Source organism: Dokdonia sp. R78006, from assembly GCF_042466145.1.
Lineage (GTDB): Bacteria > Bacteroidota > Bacteroidia > Flavobacteriales > Flavobacteriaceae > Dokdonia.
The window spans coordinates 218,102-234,832 of record NZ_JAXHBU010000001.1 but is presented as its reverse complement, the minus strand read 5'-3'; the positions used below and the strand labels follow the sequence as shown (position 1 = coordinate 234,832).

Sequence of the window (16,731 nt, the reverse complement as noted above, 5' to 3'; positions counted from 1 at the left end):
TGTAAAAAAAACCAAGAGCATTGGCTATTGGTTTTAACACATTATCGGTGAAAATGATAAGCTTATCCTAAATAAGTCTTAAGAATCTTGCTACGTGAAGTATGTTTTAATCTACGGATCGCTTTTTCCTTAATCTGTCTCACTCGCTCACGAGTAAGATCAAAAGTTTCTCCTATTTCCTCAAGCGTCATAGGCTGTTGATCTCCTAAGCCAAAATAAAGTCTAACCACATCTGCCTCACGTGGAGTAAGTGTTTCAAGAGCGCGTTCTATTTCTGTCTTAAGGGATTCATGTAGTAGTTCGCGATCAGGGTTTGGTGATTCACCAGAGTTTAAGACATCATACAAGTTTGAGTCTTCTCCTTCTACTAGAGGCGCATCCATACTTATGTGACGTCCAGAGTTCTTTAGAGATTCCTTTACATCATTAATAGACATGTCTAGCTCTTTGGCAATTTCCTCAGGGCTAGGTGGGCGTTCGTTTGCCTGTTCTAGAAAAGCAAAGGTTTTATTAATTTTATTAATAGACCCAATCTTATTGAGAGGTAAACGTACAATACGAGATTGCTCTGCTAGTGCTTGTAAGATAGACTGGCGTATCCACCATACTGCATATGATATAAATTTAAAACCACGAGTTTCATCAAAGCGCTGTGCAGCTTTTATAAGCCCTAAGTTACCTTCATTAATAAGATCTGGAAGGGTAAGTCCTTGGTTTTGGTATTGTTTTGACACAGAAACTACAAAACGTAAATTTGCTTTAGTAAGCTTCTCTAGAGCACGATGATCACCAGCTTTTATACGCTGTGCTAGTTCCACCTCTTCATCTGCCGTGATAAGGTCAACTTTACCGATTTCTTGTAAGTACTTGTCTAAGGATGCGGTCTCACGATTGGTGACCTGCTTAGTAATTTTAAGCTGTCTCATAGGGTTGTAATGAACTAGGGTTTGTCTATTATAACTGTTATACGCAGCAAAGTTGCAAAATGTTACAAAAAACTTAAAGTTTTTTTTAAATGATTTTTAAGTTATAGCTTATGCAACTTGTTAAATTGGCATAATTATCTATGAATTAATCATTTGCGATTTTTTAGTAATCCTTACATAGCGTGATTTATGAGGTGCTAGCTATTATTTTATGAGAATGTGTTGTTATTAAGCGTTATATGTGAATAGTTACGCTTTCGCGAAAGCGTATTTAATACCCTTAAAACAATCGCATATAGTTTGTTATTATTCCATTTGAAAGTTTTTAAACTACTGCGCTATTAAATACCTTTGTTATCTATGATAAGCTTACCTCTATTTATTTCTGGTGCCGAAATTGCCTTCATTATTTTTATAGTGATTATGGTTTTTGGTGCAGACAAAGTTCCAGAAATCGCTCGCGGTTTAGGGAAGGGCATGCGCCAACTTAAAGACGCTACAAATGATATCAAGTCAGAAATCACAAAAACTGCCGAAAGAAATGATATCGACTTAGACCTTACTAAGGATATTAAAAAGGAGATTGATAAGGCTAAGGAGGATATTAATGATATTACTGGTCCTATCAAGAGATCTCTATAATGCTAGACCAATCTCAGTATTGAGATCTTAATGTATATTCCTTAATAGCTTAAGAAGCAAAATTTATAAAACACGACTCACCGTAAGCCCATCTCTTATAGGTAATAGAACGGTCTCAAGACGTTTATCTTCATTGAGTAGCTTGTTATATTCCAGTAACACTTTAGTGTCTATATCTTTCTCATTAAGTGGCTCAACCACTTTGCCGCTCCAGAGCACATTATCAGAAAGGATAATACCACCCTTACTCATCTTATCAATAATCACATTATAGTAATTAATGTAGTTGCGTTTATCTGCATCTATAAAAACGAGGTCAAAAGTAGTGTCAATGGTTGGAATGATATCTAACGCTTGACCGAGGTGCTGTGTAATTTGTGATCTGTAAGGCGAAGCGTCAAAATGCTTGCGCTGGAAGTCTACAAGTTCTTCCTTAATATCTATGGTGTGTAGAGACCCTTCTTGTTGTAAACCTTCGGCGAGGCATAAGCCGGAGTAGCCGGTAAAAGTCCCTATCTCAAGAATGCTTTTTGGGTTTACTAGCTTGCTTATCATACTAAGTACTCTACCTTGGTAGGCACCAGAAAGCATACGTGGTTGTAGTATCTTTTGGTAAGTTTCCTTTGTAAGCGCTTTGAGATGAGCTGGTTCTTGCGCCGAGTGGGCAACCACATAATCATCAAGTTCCTCTGGTAAAAAATGCATTATAAATAAGTTTGAAAGGGCAAAATTACCTATCGCTGTTGAGATAGGTCTAGGTAATACAACAATTTATTTTTCGCCTAATATTCTTTTCCTGAAAGCTTCCTTGCGCTTCTCATCATCTCCATATAGCCAGCGCACAACATTATCATCCCATATCTGGTCATACTCGGTAGCATTAATAATCTCGCGTTCTAAAGCAAGATCTAATATCTTACCAGGATAACTACTCTGGTTGTCGCTTTCCATCTCACCTAGCGGGTATGGATCATCAAGTCCCATTACTACCTGCTTGCTTCCTTGGTTTTCTATAACCATTTTAAGCGAATTTGTATCGTGTACTAGGGTGTCAAAAAAGATATTAGGATGCCCCACAGATTTACGTGGGTGTGTTTTTCCTTCAAAAAGATCTGGCCTTCCGTCAAAACCTTGTATACGTCTCCCTAGATTTATTTGTGCTAGTTGGCCACCGTGTGCAAAGCACACACGCATACCTGGATACTTATCTGCATAGCCATTAAGCGTAAGAAAGTGGTAGGCATCTGCACATTGTGCAAGCATCCAGATGAGGTGAAAACGCCAGTTTGTATTCTGCAGTTTTATAAATTTCTCACCATCATACGGGTGAATCTCTACTGCGAGATTATACTTGCTTGCAAGTTCAAAAATAGGTTCATTTTCTTCATCAAAAATACATCGCCACGTCCCAATAGTATCCATATAGTGTGTAGGCAAGCATAGTAAATCCATACCTAGCACCTCTACACATCGCTCTATCTCCCATAATGCTCCACGCACAAACCCAGGGTGTACCACAAAACCAGTTGTAAACTTATCTGGATGATCTTGTTGTACTCGCGCATTAAAGTCGTTTTGAAACTTAAGTGCTTGCTTCATTTCCTCTAGACGCAGTCCGTTTCCATAAAGTTGCGAGAGGTTAAGTACCACCGCGTGGTCTACCTTGTTGCGTTCCATCCACTCCAGTTTTTCGTGCAAGAAAAAACTAGAATCTGTCACAGGTCTGCTCCAGTCTTTTTGGAGCATAAACTTTCGGTCTTTGTCTACCCAAAAAATCCCTTTGTCTTTCATAAACTGAGGAATTTCCTCAGGGTATGGAAGTAGGTGAGAGTGACCGTTTATGCGAAGTTTTTTATGTGACATATTGAGTATGCTTTCGCGAAAGCGTACTGCGCAATCGCTGTTGTGTTTTTAAAAATACAATTATTATATGAGTACCGCCTTACTCTTTTACCTTCTTGAGTTGTATATAATATAAGACGAGTAGTATAATAAAACCGCCAAAGGTTGCAACCAAAAAATAACTGCTTAATCCAGTCTGTTTACCCACGGCAACTGCCATAGATTGATATACCAGCCACCCAAAAAGTAGGGTGCAATATAGCGCCATTTGTGACATAAAGGTTTTTGTAACGGTAACCTGTGCCTCATTTTTAACCCCTTGTTTATGCTTGTTAATCTTTATAGACTTGCCTGTCATAAACTGGAATAGTAAGATAAGTAAGACGCTAAGTGCGGGTAAGATAAAAAGTTCATTTTTTGACCCATATCTATCTACCACCCCAGTCGCATCAAAGTGCATAGGTACCTCGTCTGGAATATCCCCATAATGTATCAGAATCATCGCAAAGGTAACTCCCGCCACGAGCCAACTTAGTATCCAGAAAATCTTTTTAATATCCATCTACAAGCTTTTTGTGCGTCCTCCATCTACTGGGACATTTATTCCATTAATAAATGAAGCGGCTTCACTAGCTAGAAAAACAATCGCATTTGCAACCTCTTCTGGCTTTGCAAAACGTTTTGCTGGTGAAGCGTTTGCCATAGTTTGTGATACCTCTTCTATAGATTTTCCAGTCTTTTTTGCCTTGTTTTCTATAATCTCAGAGAGTCTGCCCGTAGCGGTTGCGCCAGGAAGTACGTTGTTTACGGTAATGCCGTATAGCCCTAGCTCATTCGCCATCGTCTTACTCCAGTTTGCCACGGCACCACGTATCGTGTTACTCACACCTAGCCCATCTAGCGGTTGCTTTACCGAGGTAGAGATCACGTTAATAATGCGTCCATATCCTTCGGCTTTCATTCCTGGGAGTACTGTTTGTGTTAATAGGTGATTGGTTTGTAGGTGTTGTGTAAACGCTTTCGCGAAAGCAGTAACATCTGCATCCACTATTGGTCCACCTGGAGGGCCACCTGTGTTATTGATTAATATGTGATATACATTACCCATTGCCGAAACAGCAGCTGCCACCTCCTGCGGATTTGTAAAATCTGCCACCACGTAGCTGTGCTTTTGCGAACCGTTATTAGGTAACTGTGCGATAACGTTTTTGAGCTTTTCTTCTGTACGAGCAGCAAGGGTTACGTTTGCACCTTCTTCTGCTAGACCCATTGCGGTTGCTAGTCCGATCCCTGCTGTAGAGCCGCAGACGAGGGCGTTTTTATTAGTTAGGTTTAGTTTCATAGTATGTGATTGCGAGCGTAGCGAACTAATCTGTCCGAGCGAACTCTGATTTTATTTTCTAATTATATTTTATACAAACATTCTTTGCCTCAGTAAAAAATCGGAGCGCTTCAAAGCCGCCTTCACGCCCCACGCCGCTAGCTTTCACTCCGCCAAAGGGTGTGCGCAAATCTCGATTCATCCACGTATTCACCCAGACAATACCAACTTCAAGTGCGTTGCTTAAACGCATTGTTCTGTCAAGTTGCTGAGTCCAAACTGTTGCAGAGAGTCCGTATTTTGTTCCGTTTGCTAGTGCAAGGGCTTCGTCTTCGGTGTCAAAAGGCATTATAGTCACCACAGGTCCAAAAATCTCTTCTTGATTCAGTTTGCAGTCATTACTGTTTACTTCAATAACCGTAGGTTCTAAGTAATAGCCATTCTCATACCCTGCAACAGTAACTCTCTTACCACCACAAAGAACAGTACCTCCGTATGCTTGTGCATTGTGAATGTAGTCTTCTACTTTCTCAAGGTGTGATTTTGAAACGAGCGCTCCAAGGTTTGTTTTCTCTTGTGATGGATGTCCCACGACTAACTCCTTTACCTTTGAAATAAAATCATTTTTAAATCGGTCATAAATAGATCGCTCTACAAAAATGCGACTCCCACAGAGACAGATTTGCCCTTGATTTGCAAAGGAGCTTCTCACGGTTGTGGCAAGCATATCCTCATAATTACAATCGGCAAAAATGAGGTTTGGGTTTTTACCACCTAGTTCTAGTGATAATTTTTTAAACATAGGTGCACACGTTTTTGCAAGATGAGCTCCCGTTTTTGTACCTCCCGTAAAACTTATCGCCTTGATGTCTTTATGTTCTAAAATAGCTTGTCCCGTTGTGTGTCCCAGCCCGTGCACAATATTGAGAACACCGGGAGGAAGTCCAGCCTCTGTACAAATCTCACCTAGCAGATAAGCCGTCATAGGAGTGACTTCACTAGGTTTTGCAATCACACAATTACCAGCGGCTATTGCGGGAGCGATTTTCCAGGTAAAAAGATACAGCGGTAAATTCCACGGGCTTATGCATCCCACCACGCCTATGGGTTTACGCAGGGTAAAATTCATTGCGTTCATTCCCACACTCTCGTGACTCTCTGCCGAAAACTGGGTGATTGCATTTGCAAAAAACCGAAAGTTACTCGCCGCCCTCGGGATATCTACAGCCATTGCTAGTGAAACCGGTTTCCCATTATCCCGACTTTCGGCTTGAGCGAGTTCTTCAAGTCTAGCTTCAATACCACTTGCAATGTTCATCAAGATGCGACTGCGCTCATCAAGTGTGGTGCTGGACCACTGCGGGAATGCCGCTTTCGCGAAAGCGGTTGCCTCCTCAATATCTTCCGCACTACTATTAGGAATCTGCCCATATACCTCACCAGAAGCTGGCTCATAATTCTCTAACCAATCATTTGATGCTGGGTTTTTATAGTCGCCGTTTATGTAGTTTTTGATATTCATTGTCTTCTTTTATCAGTTCGATCTCTACATTTTTCTCATGTCAGTTCGAGCACAGTCGAGTTTTCTTTGTCAGTTCGAGCGCAGTCGAGAACTAATTGCAAGTCCAGCTCTACATTTTTTTGTCAGTTCGAGCGCAGTCGAGAACTAACTGTCAGGGTTATATTTAAAATGACTCGCATTCCTACATTCCGCTAACGCCTGAATCATATCATAATCTTCAGATGCGAGAGCCAATTTCTTTTTTGAACTCCATTTCTTGAGTTTCTTTTCGAAGGTAATAGCTTGCTCTATATCATTAAACACTTCGTGCCAAATCAATGCAACTGGGCGACGCTTGTATGTGAAGCTACTCTTATTTCGTCCTTGTTGATGTTCTTCATAACGTCTTGCTATATCATTTGTAACACCTGTATAAATCAGGTTGTCATTGCATTTGAGCATATAGACGTAATAGGTTTTCATTAGGTTAGGTTCATTGAGTTCTCGACTGCGCTCGAACTGACAGGGAAACTCGACTGCTTTTGAAATTACATCATTTCTACTTTATTTAAAAAGATATCTTCTCGACTGCGCTCTAAGAGACACTTTCAGAATTTCTAGCCAATGGACATCTTCTCGACTGCGCTCGAAGAGACATTGCTTCTATTTTTCTATCGGCTTATAAGCCATCACCTTAATCTCAACCACCAGATGTGGATGTGGAAGCTGGTGTACGGCTACGGTGGTTCTTGCAGGGCCAGTTTCTTTATTAAAAAACTCTCCGTAGGCTTCGTTGTAACCGCCAAAATCATTCATATTTACAAGAAACGAAGTGACATCGACCACATCTTCCATCGTGGCATTTGCGGTTGCGAGTGTTTTCTTTATGTTTTCTAGTACGGCTCTGGTTTGCTCTTTGATATCAAGGTGCATTGTGTCCATCTCGTCTATTACGTGCACGCCAGCAAAAGTATTATCTGCTTTTCGGCTGCTAGTACCTGATACAAATAGAAAGTCTCCAGCTCTTTTAATATGAGGATAAGCTCCTCTAGGTGTCACTTTCTTTTCATTAAAAGGATCGCCTTGTAAACGTAGGTCTAAATCTTTATCACTCATAAGTATATGATTTTGTTATATGTTTCCGGCTATGGCATCGTCGTGCAAGATGTCTTCTGTAGCCTGTTGTACTTTTTTTAATTTCGCTTTAAGCGAAAGAGAATCAGGTAGCAATCCGTCATCCAGTAGGTTTAAAATAGCCTTGTTTTGTGCTCTACCGCGCGTCATTGCCTCTTTGTATCCTATCGCTTCGTTGAAAGTTACTAAACTATATTTTGAGTGATACTCCGTAGGAAATTCTTTCTCAAATTGTGTCTCTAGCTTTCTCTTTTCTTGAAACATAGGGTGCGCCGTGTGTTCTTTCATCTCGTGAAAGTTATCTACCGCAAGGTCTGCAATGGCATCTGTATCTGGTTTTCTAGTTTTTTCAAATTCTTTAAATACCTTCTCCCATCCTTGATCGCCAAATGCATCTAGCGTCTCGTCAAAAACTACCACATCTTCAAAACTAGCATTCATCCCTTGTCCATAAAATGGAACAATGGCGTGTGCCGCATCTCCTAGTATACACGTTTTTCCAAAGGCGCTCCACGGGTGGCATTTTATAGTACCTAGCGGCCCTACAGGATTTTCTTCATACTCTTTTACCAGTTCTGGCATCATAGGGATAGCGTCTGGGAACTGTCTTGTAAAGTATTCTGTAATTGCAGCTGGACTATCTAGTGATGCAAAACTATCTGGAGCATCTTCATAATCTATAAATAGCGTTACAGTAAAACTCCTATCTAGGTTAGGTAAAGCAATGATCATATCACGACCACGTGGCCAGATGTGTAAGGCATTTTTTTCAGTGCGGTATCCGCCATTTTCGGCAGGAGGGAAGGTGAGTTCCTTATAACCGTGACCTAAGTAATCTTGCGAGAAGCTGAATAAAAAGTCGCGACTCATATACATACTCTTACGCACTGCAGATCCTGCACCATCTGCACCTAGAATAATATCTGCAGTGATGGTTTGCTCTTCTTTTGTGTGATAATCTGTAAAGGTTGCCGTAGCATTTTTAAGATCTACGTTTGTGCAAGCTTGGTTAAAGTGAACCTGTAAGGTATCATACTCATCTGCCGCATTGAGTAGCATAATGTTGAGGTCTGTACGTGAGATAGAATTTATGTATTCATCTGTACGTCCAGAGTACGGACTAAAAAGGGTGTTACTTTCTTTGTCGTGCAACATCCTTCCATTCATAGGGATGCACAAATCTTTTACTCGATCTTCAAGGCCTACAAGGCGTATACCCTTTAAACCTCTATCTGATAAAGCGAGGTTGATACTTCTACCAGCATCTTGATGTACGGCTCTTAGGTCTGGACGCTTTTCCATCAAGGTGATTTTATAACCACGTTGCGCCATACGTAATGCTAGAAGCGAACCGCAAAGGCCTGCGCCTATAATGAGTATGTGTTCTTGTTTTGCCATATTATATTGTGAGTACTAGTGTGATCTCTCAGTTAGTACTTTTTGAATTTTATTTATTTCTCAAGCACTCCATTTCATCTGCGACGGCTTTGTCGTTTGGAGTTCCATTTTCGCGTAAGCTGGAAACTACAGCAGCGTGATTTTTATCGTTTCTGTTTTGTGACATCTTTTTTACAGCTTCAATGCTCGTAATTTCAATCTCAAATGCCACGACGCCGTTTATTTGCCGCAATGTTTTTTCAGAAAGCGCATCCATATCTATTGGATTTTTTTGCGGAGCTTCATACTTATCCATCAACGCTTTGATGGATCTATAAGTGCCTTCCTTATCAAGTAAACGCACATTACCTCTCACTTGTACGGCTGTATAGTTCCAGGTGGAGACTTCTTCAAAATCGTACCAACTAGCCGAAATATAACTGTGAGGTCCATTAAAAATACAGAGCGCCTCTGCGCCATTGTGGAGATGAGCAACTTGCTCATTCATTTTTGAGATGTGTGCGTGTATGATTTCGGTGCCGTCTGGGCGTTTTGATAATTCTAAAGGGATGTGTGTCGCACACGATTTTCCGTCAAGATTTGTGACAAGAATCCCAAAAGCATTCTCTTTTAAGAAACTGCGTATCTCCTCAGGGTTTTCATTTTTATAAATCTCAGGGATATACATTACAGTATCTTTTTGAGTCGTTCTACCATTTCAAATACGTCTTGATAACTATTGTAAAGCGGTGCTGGAGCGACGCGTATTACGTCTGGCTCACGCCAGTCTGAGATGACTCCTGCTTCGGTGAGTTTTTTGTGTAAACTCTTATCGGTATTTTTTACTTGAATACTTAATTGACACCCGCGTTGCACTGGATCGCTTGGTGTAATGATAGCAATGTGCTCATTGTTGAGTTCGTTTACTAAGAACTCTAGGTAACCAGTGAGTTTTTCAGATTTTGCACGTATGTTGCTCATACCAGCTTCCTCAAAAATATCTAAGCTCGCTTTTACAGCTGCCATACTGAGGATAGGAGGATTTGATAATTGCCAGCCTTCGGCAGTTGGGATTGGGTCAAAGCCTTTGCGCATATTAAAGCGTGTGTCTTTGTTTTGTCCCCACCAGCCCGTAAATCGCTGTATGTTTTTATCTGTATGGTGGCGCTCGTGTACAAAGCATCCCCCTAGACTTCCTGGGCCACTGTTGAGGTATTTATAGGTACACCACACGGCAAAATCTGCACCGCTCTCGTGTAAGTCTGGCATAATATTACCCACTCCGTGTGCAAGGTCAAAGCCTACTTTGCTGCCGTTGCTATGACCTAAGTCAGTAATTTTCTTTATGGGATAGAATTGTCCAGAATAATAGTTAGTATTACCTATGAGTAATAGCGCAACGTTGTCGCCGTGTTCTTTTACAAGTGCTTCTAGGTCTTCATAACGGCATAATTCTTCTCCTTCTCGAGGTTGCCATAATATAAGGCTCGTCTCTGGATTGTATCCACGCTGGCGTATCTGACTTTCTACCGCATACTTATCTGATGGGAAAGCGTCACTTTCTATAATGATTTTATGACGTGATGTCGTAGGATTGTAAAACGAGACCATCATCAAGTGAAGGTTTGTCGTGAGGGTGTTCATTATCACTACCTCACTAGGTTTTGCACCTACGATGTGTGCCATAGGTTTTGCGAGTTCCTCGTGATAAGACATCCACGGAGTTTCTTCTTTAAAATGCCCTTCGACACCCAGATCTGCCCAGTCATTGAGTTCTTGCTCGATGTATTGTGCGACAGATTTTGGCTGGCAGCCTAGGCTGTTTCCGCAGAGGTAAATAAGTTCGTTATCCTCTTTGTCTACTGGTATGTAGAAGTGATTTCGGTACTCTTTAAGGGGATCTTTTTCGTCTTGCGCTTTCGCGAAAGCGAGATTATTTTCATACACCATATATGCTGTTTTCTTGAAGAACTGTTGCTTGTCTAAAAATAATGATTTTAAGGGAGAAAATGTCTTTACAGGCTTATGAAGCAGCGTAAATGTTCAGCACATTTAAATTGTAATATGTAACTGAGTTTTTCTTACGTAGAGAGAGAAGGTTATTTATATTTGTGGACCATTTAAATAATAAATTTTATGAAAAAACTAGTTGTACTACTTTTACTAATTGCAGGTTGCTACACACAGGTTACTGCACAAGAAAAAGAAAAATTTAGATTTGATATACGCCTAGGTTATGCTGCCGGTAATGAATATGGCGATGGCGTTTTATTTAATCTGGAACCTAAATGGTCAATAGATGAAAAGATAAATGTAGGTTTTAGAATAGGTGGTGCGGCGCTTGCAGAGTTAACGAATCCTACTGATGGCATTGATGCTTTTGAAACGGATATTGTCACTGTGTACGGTTCATACTTAGGTACAATAGATTATTACTTTTACCATAAAGATGGGTCACCTTTTGCAGTCTTTGGTGGTGCTGGGATAGGATATGTTTCTAGTGCAAACGTTATTGCAGATTTTGATGAATATGATGATGCAAATAATATCGAGACTGATAATGGCCTAGGTGGGATGTTGCGAGTAGGTTTTGACTACTTTAAGTTTAGACTTGCTGCGGAGTATAACTTTGCCCCAGAGGGTCAATTACGTGATCTTAATAATAATGAATTTGGTGCTGTAAAGAATGGATACTTTGGTATCTCTTTAGGGTTTTATTTTGGTGGTGGAAAGTGGAAAAATGTAACAGTCCAAGAATAAATATCATTCTGTCTAGTCTCATAATAACCTTTACTGATTATTAAAGGATTAAATTTATTTTTTAAAGCTGAACAATCATATGATTGTTCGGCTTTTTTGTTTCGTGCTATTTCTTTCGAGCCCTGAACTGGTGGGGTTTTTGGTAGATTTTTAAAGTCTCAAAACTGAGCTTTACTGTGCTAGGTGGTGGAGCATTACTAGCGATGATTATTGGGATTACGCTTTCGCGAAAGCGTAATTAATCCAACCTATGCGTAACATATGTTAACCTTAAACAGACTCTCGTAATGGATGGTTTTAAATCTAGTTGTATTCTTTATCTTTGCACGCTATGACAAAACAGGCCTTAGATTCATTACAAGCACAAATAGACCTTGGTGAGATGCTCCCGCTTATGGAAGAATTTTACACTATACAAGGAGAAGGATTCCATAAAGGAACGGCTGCCTACTTTATACGAGTGGGTGGATGTGACGTGGGTTGCCACTGGTGTGATGTTAAGGAAAGCTGGGATGCTGCGATTCATCCTCCTACAAACGCAAATACCATTGCCGAAAATGCAGCAAAGTATTCTGATACTATAGTTGTAACAGGTGGTGAGCCGCTTATGTGGGATATGAACCCGCTTACTCAAAAGTTAAAGTCACTAGGTCTTACGACTCATATTGAGACTTCTGGTGCTTACGAGCTTTCTGGTGATTGGGATTGGATCTGTCTTTCTCCTAAAAAGCTAATGCTACCTAAAACATCTGTTTTAGAAAAAGCAAATGAGCTAAAGGTGATTATCTTTAATAAATCTGACTTTGACTTTGCAGAGAAACACGCAGAGCAAGTAGGGGAGGACTGTATTCTATACTTGCAACCAGAATGGTCTGTGCGTGATAAAATAGTGCCGCTCATTGTAGATTACGTGATGAAAAACCCGAAGTGGAAGGTGAGCTTACAAACACATAAGTATTTAAATATTCCTTAAGAAACTACACGAGATCGCTGATTTTTAGTAAGAAGTACTTAGTTACTTGTTTTAATGCCTTATTTCTGGACGATAAACTTCTTATTTTTCATATCTATAGTGATGATCTCACCTAGCCAATTAACTCCCATAATACCCTCATAAATAAGACCTTCTACAAATGATACCTTAATATCGTTTACAGAAGTATTTTTGGCAATGTTGCTCAATGAATCTAATGTGGCATAGTAAAAAGTATTTCCGCTTTCGGGTTTAAATGAGCTATTTTTGTACTCACTTTTTAAATTGTCCGCTACTAGCCCGAGTGTATCTATATATCTAGAGTTAAATCGATATACATTAAAACCAGCACCACTGTCAATATTTACTAGTAATGAAAGTTTATCATTTATTAAGACATGTGTTGCGATACCTATAGTAATATCTTTATCATTATGAATGAGTAAAGGCATTTCAAAATCTTGATTATCTACTCGTACCTGTAATGATGTTGAAGATTCTATAGTTAATCTTTTGTTTTTAAAGTCTATAGTGATCTGATTAAGTAAAAAGGGAGTGAGGGATATAAGTCCATCTAGAGGAAACTCAAAATCATAAATTGCAAACTTTTCATTATCAAGTACTAAACCACCCAGATTAAGAGATTCTCCTATGTGAATATCAGAAACTATTTCTTCGCCTGTTGCACGATGACCAGTATGGAAGTGTTGAGTTTTTTTTAAGATCAGTGATTTTATCTGCAAATTTTTTTGTGAGTAAATTCATTCCTGCTCCAGTATCAAAAATAAAATTCCCATTAATTCCGTTTATTGTTGCAGTGATGATAATATGACCGCCAGCTGTTTGTGTAAATGGTATATGAATAGGCTTCTCGGGTAATTGTTGAGAATAAGCTACTGAAGTAAATATTATAATAAGGAGTAGAAGCGTGTTTTTCATAATTATAGATCTGATTACATTATAATGACGATAAAAATTTTAATTTATTACATTAAGGTTTGACTTGTTTTTTTTAATTCTCCATTATAAGCTTCTTAGGTTTTTATTATTATGATAAATGAATTGTAAATAGCTATGTCCGTTTTCGCGAAAGCGTAATTATAAAATTTTCTAAGAACCTCGGACATATTAGATATAAAAAAAACCCGCTACTTAAAAGTAACGGGTTTTTTTGTAAAAATATTAGGTTTAAGCTTCAAGCTCTTCCTCTTCTTTTTCTTCCTTTAATCCTTTCTTCTGTACTGTGTCAAACATTACAGGAGTTGCGATAAATAGTGAAGAATATGTACCTACGATTACACCTACAATAAGTGCAAACATTAATCCTCTAATAGATGGAGCTCCTAAGAAGAAGATCGCTAGAAGTACGATTAACGTAGTTACAGAGGTATTAAGCGTACGGCTTAATGTACTGTTAAGTGCTTGGTTAATTAATTTACCAAATCCTCTAGTAGATCCGTGTTCTTTAATATACTCACGTATACGGTCAAAAACTACCACGGTATCATTCAGAGAGTAACCAATTACGGTAAGAATTGCCGCAATAAAGTTCTGATCTACCTCCATGTCAAATGGCATGATGTTTTTCAAGACTGCAAATACTCCTAACACTAATAATACATCATGGAAAACTGCAGCTACAGCTCCAAGAGAGAATTGCCATCTACGGAAACGTAATAAGATGTATAAGAATACTACGATTAATGATCCGATAACTGCAAATAGTGCACCTTTCTTAATATCATCTGCAATCGTAGGTCCTACCATGTAATACTCCATTTTTCCTACCTGCTTATCATCTGTAGACTTTGCAAATGCAGCATACGTCATTCCAGTAGGTAAGTAAGGAGTAAGTGAAGTAAATAATTGTTGCTCAACCTGAGCGTCAATATCTGTACCTGTCTCATCGATACGGTACTTTGTAGTAATCTTTAATTGATTATCTGCTCCAAAAGTTTTTACATCTGCACTTCCAAAATCTGCAACTAGTGCATCTTCTACTTCTTGTGCATTCATAGGTTGATCAAAACGTACAGTATATGTACGACCTCCTACAAAGTCAATACCAGTATCAAGGCCGCCAGTAAGTAAAGCAGCAAGGCCACCTACGATAAGTACACCAGAGATAGCATAAGCAATTTTACGTTTTCCTAAGAAGTCGATATTGTTATTTACAAAAAGACCTTTAGTCATAGAAGTAGCAAACTCAAGTGATTTTCCATTCTTACCATATCCATCAATGAATAAACGAGTAATGAAAATTGCACAGAATAATGAAGTTGCAATACCTATCATAAGTGTAGTTGCAAATCCTTGTACTGGTCCTGTTCCAAATAAGAAAAGGATAAGTGCCGTTAAGAATGTAGTGATGTTTGCATCAAGAATAGATGAAAGTGCGTTGTTGAAACCATCTTTAATCGCATCTTTTTGAGATTTTCCTTTACGTAGCTCTTCTTTAATACGCTCAAAGATAAGTACGTTTGCATCCACAGACATACCTATAGTAAGTACGATACCTGCAATACCAGGAAGTGTAAGTACAGCTCCAAGACCTGCAAGCACTCCAAAGATGAAAAGGATGTTTACTACAAGAGCAATATCTGCAAATCCACCAGCTTTACCGTAGTAAAATACCATCCATACTAATACTAGTGCTAGTGCGATAAGGAATGATAAGATTCCAGAATCAATAGCTTCTTTACCTAATGATGGTCCAATTTCTTCTGCTTGAATAATCTTTGCAGATGCAGGAAGTCTACCTGCGTTTAATACTGTTGCAAGATCCTGTGCTCCTGCTACTGTAAAGTTTCCAGAGATTTCTGTCGCACCACCTTTAATCTCTTGACGAGCATTTGCTGCAGAGTATACATTTCCATCTAGTGCAATTGCAATAGCGTTTCCTTTTTGTGCAACTTCGCGAGTCATTTTTGCCCACTGGTTTACACCTTGTCCTTCAAAATCAAGACCTACAGCAGGTTGTTGAGTTTGTGTAAATTGCTGGCGTGAATCGTTTACAACATCACCGTCCATGTATGGAGCACCTTGTCTGTTAGACTCAAGTGCATAAAGTGCTACGATATCTGCTCCTTCTTCTGGTACACCCCAAGCAAACTTTGCATAACGTAAAGTCGCTGGACGCTGCTTGATAACCGATGGGTTTCTTAAGTAAGAGTTGATAGTTGCTGTATCTTTTACAGCAGCAAATCCTATAGTTGGAGTTGCGCTATTTTGAACCGCTAGTTGGTTAGGGCTAAATATTTTGAAAAGTGGTCCAAAATCTTGTTCTGCCTCTTCCTCATCTGCATCTTTAAGTAGATCAGATACATTATCATCAAGAGTACTGTCTTGAGCTACTGCAGCTTCTTGCTTCTCTTCACTACTAGCAACAAGTCCACGAAGTGTCTCATTTGCTCCTATTAAGTAGTTAAGTGCATCTCCAGCATAGTGAGTTTGGTAAAACTCCAATTGTGCTGTCTTTTCAAGAAGACCTCTTACACGATCAATATCTTTTGCTCCTGGAAGCTCAACAAGAATACGCCCATTATCTCCTAGAGACTGGATGTTAGGTTGTGTTACTCCAAATTTGTCAATACGATTACGTAACGTTTCAAAAGCAGAACCTATTGTTTCTTTGATTTCTGTTTCAAGAACACTAGCAACTTCTGCGTTGCTCATTCCTGTATCTACTTTTTCGTTAAGAATTACGTTTGCAAAGATATCTGGAGAAGCTAGTTGTCCTCCTTGAGCTTCAAATGCAGATACGAAATCTTCGAAGTATGTGTTCTGACTATCTTTTTGTGCCTCATCTGTAGCATCTAATGCAGCTATAAAAGCTGGATCTGTACTATTATTAGAAAGACCACCTAAGATATCACGGATAGAGATCTGAAGGATTACGTTAATACCTCCTTTAAGATCCAGTCCTTTGTTAAGTTCTTTTTCCTTAGCATCATTATAAGTGATACCAGCAAAAATAGGATTTGCTCCTATACTATCTAAGTATGCGCGCTCTACCACATCCTGCATGTCTGCATCTTCTGGTGCTTGAGAGATCGCGTAAGCCTTAGCTTCGTCTTCTGTTTTGTTTGTGAAATACGTAAATGATAGTTGGTATAAACATACCAAACCAAAAATTATCGCAAAAAATCTAATGAGTCCTTTGTTTTGCATTTTAGTGTGTTTGTATCAACATAATAAATAGCACATCAGTGTGTGATTATTACGTTGAAATTAATGTAAAGTGATTGGTATTATA

General features: G+C 39.2%; 17 protein-coding genes. 3 read left to right on the top strand and 14 right to left on the bottom strand.

Annotated features, from left to right (window positions below; genetic code table 11):
• Positions 1-62: 62 nt before the first annotated feature.
• Entirely contained in the window at positions 63-926 is an 864-nt protein-coding gene (locus SJY37_RS01100; protein WP_013751400.1) for an RNA polymerase sigma factor RpoD/SigA, read from the bottom strand.
• Between the two features lie 360 nt (positions 927-1,286).
• Here SJY37_RS01100 and SJY37_RS01095 point away from each other — a divergent pair, with 360 nt between their 5' ends.
• Entirely contained in the window at positions 1,287-1,568 is a 282-nt protein-coding gene (locus SJY37_RS01095) for a twin-arginine translocase TatA/TatE family subunit (RefSeq protein ID WP_013751401.1), read from the top strand.
• Between the two features lie 63 nt (positions 1,569-1,631).
• Here SJY37_RS01095 and SJY37_RS01090 read toward each other — a convergent pair whose 3' ends face one another.
• The 10 genes from SJY37_RS01090 to kynU all read right to left on the bottom strand — a co-directional run bounded on the left by SJY37_RS01090 (position 1,632) and on the right by kynU (position 10,693).
• Positions 1,632-2,273: an O-methyltransferase gene (locus SJY37_RS01090; RefSeq protein WP_298328695.1), complete on the bottom strand. Its 642-nt coding sequence runs from the start codon at positions 2,271-2,273 to the stop codon at positions 1,632-1,634.
• 66 nt (positions 2,274-2,339) lie between these two features.
• Positions 2,340-3,431, bottom strand: coding sequence for an amidohydrolase family protein (locus SJY37_RS01085; protein WP_035327734.1), 1,092 nt, complete (start codon positions 3,429-3,431; stop codon positions 2,340-2,342).
• A 79-nt stretch (positions 3,432-3,510) separates the two neighbouring features.
• Positions 3,511-3,972 (bottom strand): DUF1648 domain-containing protein, encoded by a 462-nt coding sequence (locus SJY37_RS01080; protein ID WP_298328686.1) that lies wholly within the window; start codon positions 3,970-3,972, stop codon positions 3,511-3,513.
• Complete coding sequence (locus SJY37_RS01075) at positions 3,973-4,752, bottom strand: SDR family oxidoreductase (RefSeq protein WP_298328683.1); 780 nt, start codon at positions 4,750-4,752, stop codon at positions 3,973-3,975.
• 58 nt (positions 4,753-4,810) lie between these two features.
• A complete protein-coding gene (locus SJY37_RS01070) occupies positions 4,811-6,253 on the bottom strand; it encodes an aldehyde dehydrogenase (RefSeq protein ID WP_298328681.1) in 1,443 nt (480 codons plus the stop codon).
• Positions 6,254-6,397: 144 nt separating this feature from the next.
• On the bottom strand, positions 6,398-6,694 hold the full coding sequence (locus tag SJY37_RS01065; protein WP_366519238.1) for a GIY-YIG nuclease family protein: 297 nt from the start codon (positions 6,692-6,694) through the stop codon (positions 6,398-6,400).
• Positions 6,695-6,895: 201 nt separating this feature from the next.
• Positions 6,896-7,348 carry a RidA family protein gene (locus SJY37_RS01060; protein WP_298328675.1) on the bottom strand — a complete coding sequence of 151 codons (453 nt, stop codon included), beginning with the start codon at positions 7,346-7,348 and terminating at the stop codon, positions 6,896-6,898.
• A 15-nt stretch (positions 7,349-7,363) separates the two neighbouring features.
• Entirely contained in the window at positions 7,364-8,764 is a 1,401-nt protein-coding gene (locus tag SJY37_RS01055; RefSeq protein WP_298328672.1) for an NAD(P)/FAD-dependent oxidoreductase, read from the bottom strand.
• A 49-nt stretch (positions 8,765-8,813) separates the two neighbouring features.
• Entirely contained in the window at positions 8,814-9,431 is a 618-nt protein-coding gene (locus tag SJY37_RS01050; RefSeq protein WP_298328669.1) for an FMN-binding negative transcriptional regulator, read from the bottom strand.
• Positions 9,431-10,693, bottom strand: coding sequence for a kynureninase (gene kynU, locus SJY37_RS01045; protein ID WP_298328666.1), 1,263 nt, complete (start codon positions 10,691-10,693; stop codon positions 9,431-9,433). Before kynU ends, SJY37_RS01050 begins: the two co-directional genes overlap by 1 nt.
• 186 nt (positions 10,694-10,879) lie before the next feature.
• On the opposite strand from kynU, the gene SJY37_RS01040 reads away from it, so the two are divergent.
• Positions 10,880-11,503 (top strand): hypothetical protein, encoded by a 624-nt coding sequence (locus SJY37_RS01040; RefSeq protein WP_298328663.1) that lies wholly within the window; start codon positions 10,880-10,882, stop codon positions 11,501-11,503.
• Positions 11,504-11,834: 331 nt separating this feature from the next.
• A complete protein-coding gene (locus SJY37_RS01035) occupies positions 11,835-12,476 on the top strand; it encodes a 7-carboxy-7-deazaguanine synthase QueE (RefSeq protein ID WP_298328661.1) in 642 nt (213 codons plus the stop codon).
• 59 nt (positions 12,477-12,535) lie between these two features.
• Here SJY37_RS01035 and SJY37_RS01030 read toward each other — a convergent pair whose 3' ends face one another.
• The 3 genes from SJY37_RS01030 to secDF form a co-directional block, all read right to left on the bottom strand.
• The gene (locus tag SJY37_RS01030) at positions 12,536-13,219 is read right to left on the bottom strand and encodes a hypothetical protein (RefSeq protein WP_298328658.1); all 684 of its coding nucleotides are present in this window, start codon (positions 13,217-13,219) and stop codon (positions 12,536-12,538) included.
• The gene (locus tag SJY37_RS01025) at positions 13,137-13,415 is read right to left on the bottom strand and encodes an aspartyl protease family protein (protein WP_298328655.1); all 279 of its coding nucleotides are present in this window, start codon (positions 13,413-13,415) and stop codon (positions 13,137-13,139) included. Before SJY37_RS01025 ends, SJY37_RS01030 begins: the two co-directional genes overlap by 83 nt.
• Before the next feature lie 249 nt (positions 13,416-13,664).
• Entirely contained in the window at positions 13,665-16,646 is a 2,982-nt protein-coding gene (gene secDF / locus SJY37_RS01020) for a protein translocase subunit SecDF (RefSeq protein ID WP_379952700.1), read from the bottom strand.
• Between the last annotated feature and the right edge of the window lie 85 nt (positions 16,647-16,731).